Source organism: Streptomyces sp. NPDC058307 (assembly GCF_042880295.1).
GTDB lineage: Bacteria > Actinomycetota > Actinomycetes > Streptomycetales > Streptomycetaceae > Streptomyces.
This window is the reverse complement of sequence record NZ_JBHVYZ010000131.1, coordinates 1-5,978: the sequence shown is the minus strand read 5'-3', so window position 1 is coordinate 5,978 and position 5,978 is coordinate 1. Positions and strand designations below refer to the sequence as shown.

Annotated in this window: 2 protein-coding genes; both read right to left on the bottom strand. The window is 69.9% G+C overall.

The window, feature by feature from the left end:
* A partial coding sequence (locus ACFVYN_RS40835; protein ID WP_390007885.1) for a beta-ketoacyl synthase N-terminal-like domain-containing protein occupies window positions 1–370 on the bottom strand: 370 nt, incomplete at its 3' end.
* Between the two features lie 25 nt (window positions 371–395).
* The coding region (locus tag ACFVYN_RS40830; protein WP_390007882.1) for a type I polyketide synthase at window positions 396–5,978 on the bottom strand (5,583 nt) is incomplete at its 5' end.

Below are 5,978 nucleotides of genomic sequence, written 5' to 3'. Positions count from 1 at the left end.
GGGGATCCATCGCCACAGCCTCACGCGGACTGATCCCGAAGAACTCCGCATCGAAGTCTGCGGCGCCGGACAGGAAGCCACCCACTCGGGCGTACGCGGACTCACCGTTGGCGGCCTCGGCGTTGCTGGAGCCACCAGCGTCCCAGCCCCGGTCCGCGGGGAAGGGCGACATCGCGTCCGTTTCGCCCGCCACCAATCGCCAGAAACCCTCGGGTCCCTCGACTCCGCCCGGGAAACGGCAGCCCATTCCCACAATCGCGATCGGCTCGCGCGACGCGGCGATGAGTTGGCGGTTGTGCTGGCGTAGCCGTTCGGTCTCTTTGAGAGAGGCGCGCAATGCCTCGAGTACCTTGTCGGTGGGCATGTTCATCGCGGCCTCCGCTCATTGGGAATGGTCACAAGTCAGCACTTCCCTCGCCAAAGGCCAAGCGGACAAGGCTGTCCATGTCCATCGCGTCGATCTGTTCGGCCCTACTGCTCTGCTCTGATGGAGGAGCGCCCTCGTCGGGGCTGGCAAGCTGAAGCAGCGCGTCCATCAGACCCGCCTCACGGAACTTGGACAGCGGTACCGATGCCAGGACCTTCCTGAGCGCGGCCTCAACAGGATCTGTCTGCTCCTCGGTATCGGGGCAGATCTCTTCCTGCAGGAAACCGGCGAGTTCGGCAGCGCTGGGGTGGTCGAAGACCAGGGTCGCGGGCAGCCGGAGGCTGGTCGCGGTGGCGAGTCGGTTGCGCAGTTCGAGTGCGGTCAGGGAGTCGAAGCCCAGTTCCCGGAACGCCTGCTGCGGCTCGATGCTCTCCGGCCGGGCATGTCCGAGGACCGCCGCGGCATGGGTACGCACGATCCGCAGAACGGCCTGCTCCCGCTCGGCGGGACTGAGCGCGGCCAGTTGGGCACCCAGGCCCTCGGCCTCCGCCGCCGTCGCAGCAGTGGGTCGCGCTGTGGTGCCTGTGCCCAGATCTTGCAGCAGTGCGGGCAGTGGGCCACCGCTTCGGGAGAAGCCTGCCAACTCGAGTCGGGCCGGGACCACCAGTGGTGCGGTCAGCCGGGCTGCCGCATCGAAGAGGGCCAGCCCTTGTTCGGTGGTCATCGGCCGGATGCCGCCGCGGGTCAGCCGGGCCATCCCGGCATCGTTGAGGTGCGCGGTCATTGCCGAGCGCTCGGCCCAGAGCCCCCAGGCCAGCGACTGACCCGCCAGCCCCTGAGCGCGCCGGTAAGCCGCCAACGCGTCCAGGAACGCATTGGCCGCCGCGTAATTGCCCTGCCCCGGGCTGCCGAGGATGGCAGCAGCCGAGGAGTAGACGACAAAGCCCGCCAGATCCATCCCCTGCGTCAACTCGTGGAGGTTCCACGCCGTGTCCGCCTTCACCGCAAGCACGGTGGCGATCCGCTGCGGAGTGAGCGACTCCACCGTGGCGTCGTCCAGGACACCAGCAGCGTGTACCACCGCCGTGAGCGGATGTTCAGGAGATATCCCGTCGACGACCGCGGCCAGCACGCTGCGGTCCGCGGCGTCTCCGGCCACTATCCGGACCGTCGCGCCCAGTTCGGCCAGCTCCGCGACCAACTCGGCCGCACCGGGCGCCTGGGGTCCCTGGCGGGAGACGAGCAGCAGATGCCGCATTCCCCTGCTCATCGCCAAGTGCCGGGCCAGTTGCCGGCCCAGCGTCCCCGTACCGCCGGTGAGCAACACCGTCCCGTCCGGATCCCACTCGGAGGCCACGGTCTCCGCGTCGCCCGTCCCGGCCCGCAGCAACCGCCGTCCGAACGCCGCCGGAGCCCCGGTATCCGTGTCCGGTCGGATCAGCGTCTCGGGCTCGCCGGTGCTCAGCGCTGCCGCCAGCGCGATCTCCACGTCGGCCTCGCGACCGGCGTCCAACCCTGTCGCGGGGTCGATGTCGACCAGCAGAAGCCGGCCGGGGTGCTCGGACTGCGCAGAGCGGACCAGGCCGGTCACCGCCGCGGCCGACAGATCCACACCAGCCGCCGCACCTTGAGTGAAGATGGCCAACTGCGCATCGTCCGCGGCAGGATCAGCCAGCCACTCCTGCAACCACCCCAACACCAGACCGGCAGCCTGCGCGGCCGCATCGGGCGCCTCCAGCTCAGCGGCGGCAGCCGGCACCACCGCCACCACCACCGGCGGGAACTCCGCCCCTTCTGAATCCCCGAGCCTGGCCCACTGCGGTACGTCGACACCCTCCGGAACCGTCGACGGGGCCCAGTCAACGGTGAACAGCGAGCGACGCACCTCCCGGTCGCCGGGACCCGCGATGCGGTCTGCCGAGGTCTCCCGCAGGACCAACGAGTTGGCCTCCAGCACCGGTTGGCCCGCCCCGTCGAACGCGGTCACGGTGATCGACCCGTCCGGCCCCGGGTCCAGTACGGTCCGCAGATGACGGGCACCGCCGGCGAACAGCCGAACTCCGGACCACGCGAACGGCAATCCGACGCCGCCACCGGACGTGCCGGATCCCTCATCGGAGCCGCCGCCGAGCCTGCCGGTCAGCAGGCCGTGCAACGAAGCGTCCAGCAGGGCCGGGTGCAAGCCGAACCCTCCCGCTCCCATGCCCGCCCCGGTTCCGACTTCGGCGGCTTCGGGAAGTTCGGCCTCGGCGTAGATCGTCCGCCCGATACGCCAGGCGCGATGCAGTCCCTGGAACGCCGGCCCGTATTCGTAACCGCGCTCGGCAAGCTGACCGTAGAGGTCATCGAGCGGTACCGGTTCGGCGCCGGAGGGCGGCCACTGCACCAGCGACGCAGGTGCCGGGCCGCGGTCTGTCGACAACGTACCGACCGCATGCCGGATCCACTGCCCCTCCGCGTCTCGCGAGGCGACGGTCACCGACCGACGACCCGCACCGTCCTCGTCGCTGCCGCTGACGTGTACCTGGATCTGCACGCCGCTCCCCTGGCCAGGCAGTACCAGCGGTTCCTGCAGGGCGAGCTCGTCGAGGGTCCCGCAGCCGACCAGGTCACCGGCATGGATGGCCAGGTCGACGAACGCGGTGCCGGCCAGCAGTACGGTGTCGTGCACGGCGTGGTCGGCCAGCCACGGGGCCGCAGCCACCGACAGCCGCCCCGTCAGGACCAGACCGTCGCCCTCCGACAACCAGACCGCAGCGCCCAGCAACGGGTGACTCGCCTCCTGCTGGCCCACCGAGGAGACGTCACCGCCCCTGGCCACCGTCCGCGGCCAGTAGTGCTGGCGCTGGAACGGGTACGTCGGCAGGCCGATGTTGAGGGCCTGAGCGCCCCGGCTGTTCACGCCGGCCCAGTCCACAGCTCCGCCGGCCACATACGCCGCGGCAAGGGACCGCAACCACCGGTCCCGGCCTCCGTCACCGCGCCGCAGGCTGGCGGAGACCGCCAGATCCTCGCCTGCCTGCGCGATCGCCATCCCCAGGAGCGGATGCGCGCTGATCTCCACGAAATTGCGGTGGCCTTCCGCCACCAGCCCGGCGATGACATCACCGAAACGTACGGTCTCACGCAGGTTGCGGTACCAATAGCCGCCGTCGAGCGAGGCCGTGTCCACCACCCCGCCTTCGACGGTGGAGTAGAACGGCACCTTGCTGCTCACAGGGGAAAGCCCTGCCAAGTCTTCGGCGAGACGTTCCCTCACAGACTCGACCAGTGCCGTGTGGCCGGCCACATCCGCTGCGATCTGCCGGACGCCCTGTCCCGCGTAGGCGGCTGCGAACTCGGCGCATGCCGCCGCTTCTCCGGCGACGACCACCTGCCGCGGACCGTTGACGGCCGCGACCGCCAGTGCCGGGCCCCAGCCGGAGATCCATTCCCGTGCTTCGTCCAGACCGGCCGGCACCGAGACCATCCCGCCCGTGCCGGCCAGTTGCGCCAGCGCCCTGCTGCGTAGTGCCACCACTCGTGCACCGTCGTCCAGACTGAGCCCGCCCACCGCGCAGGCGGCCGCGATCTCCCCCTGGCTGTGACCCACCACCGCAGCAGGCTCCACCCCGCTGGCGCGCCACAGCTGGGCCAGGCTGACCATCACCGCCCAGGTGACAGGCTGCACCACCTCGACGCGCAGCATCATGTCCGCATCGGCCAGCGTCTCGCGCAGCGGCCAGTCGATGAATGGCGCCAATGCCGCCGCGCAACGCTCCATCGATGCGGCGAACACCGGCTCCTGGTCCCAGAGTTCCAGCCCCATGCCGGCCCACTGCGCACCCTGACCGGCAAATGCGAACACCGGTCGCACCACCGACCCCGCAACCCCAGACACCACTCCGGGGGTCTGCACGCCGGGGTCCTTGGCTGCCGCCGCCAGACCTTCCAACAGCTGGTCGCGTTCCGTGCCCACCACCACCAGGCGGTGCGGGAAATCCACCGCCCGTGTAGTGGACAGCGACAAGGCCATATCAGCTGGGACGAGTTCGGGCCGAGCGACAGCGAACTCGCGCAGACGTGCGGCTTGTTCGGCCAGCGCGGCCTCCGACCGCGCCGAGAGCACCCACGCCACCGAATCGGGCAGTTCTTCCGAGCCCTGTTCAGATGTCTCGTCCTGTGGACGTTGTACGGGATTCTGGTCCTGCTGGAGTTGTTCGACGATGAGGTGGACGTTGGTGCCACTGATGCCGAACCCGGAGATGCCGGCCCGTCGCGGGCCTGGGCCGGAAGGCCATGCGCGGGGCTCGGTGAGCAGCTCCACCGACCCGGTCGACCAGTCCACGTGGGTGGACGGCTCGTCCACGTGCAGTGTCCGGGGCAGTACTCCGTGCTGCATCGCGAGGACCATCTTCATGACCCCGGCCACGCCCGCGGCCGCCTGGGTGTGGCCGATGTTGGACTTCACCGATCCCAGCCACAGCGGTCGGTCCGCCGGGCGGTCCTGGCCGTAGGTGGCGATCAGCGCCTGCGCCTCAATCGGGTCGCCAAGGGCCGTACCTGTCCCGTGCGCCTCGACCACGTCCACGTCCTGCGCGGACAGACCCGCACTGGCCAGAGCCTGCCGAATCACCCGCTGCTGCGAAGGACCATTCGGCGCCGTCAATCCGTTCGACGCACCATCCTGGTTAACGGCGCTGCCCCGTACTACGGCCAGGACGTTGTGTCCGCGTTCGCGGGCGTCCGACAGCCGCTCCAGCACCACCACCCCGACACCCTCGCCAAATCCGGTGCCGTCCGCGGCCTCGGCGAAGGGCTTGCAGCGGCCGTCCGCGGCCAATCCCCGCTGGCGAGAGAACTCGCTGAATGTTCCCGATGTGGCCATTACCGTCACACCACCGGCCAACGCCATTCCGCACTCACCGGACCGCAGCGCCTGGGCCGCGAGGTGAATCGCCGTCAGCGAGGACGAGCATGCGGTATCCACCGAGACGGCGGGACCCTGCAACCCCAGGCAATATGCCACCCGGCCGGAGGCCACGCTCGCCGTGGTGCCGGTCATCCCGTAGCCACCCGCACCGTCACGTTCTCCGGCACGGTAGCTCGAGGTGATGATTCCGGCGTACACGCCGGCGTCGGAACCGCGCAGCGACGACGGATCGATACCTGCGTCTTCCAGCGCCTCCCAGCACGTCTCCAGCAGCAGCCGCTGCTGGGGATCCATCGCCAAGGCCTCACGCGGACTGATCCCGAAGAACTCCGCATCGAATGCGCCGGCACCGTGCACGAACCCGCCCAGTGCCGCATAACCGGCGCCCTCACCGCCAGCATCGCGATCGGAACCCCCCTGGCCCTCCATGTCCCAGCCTCGGTCGACGGGGAAGGGCGACATCGCGTCCGTCCCGTCGGCCAGCAGCCGCCAGAATCCCTGCGGGTCCTCGACTCCACCTGGGAAACGGCAGCCCATTCCGACGATCGCGATCGGCTCATCCGTGCCCGCGCGGACCGTCGGCGCCACAGGCTGGGCACTGACGTCGGCCAGTTGCGGCAACAGCTCACCTTGCAGGTGCCGGGTCAGTTCGAGGGGTGCAGGGTGGTCGAAGACCAGGGTTGCGGGCAGCCGCAGTCC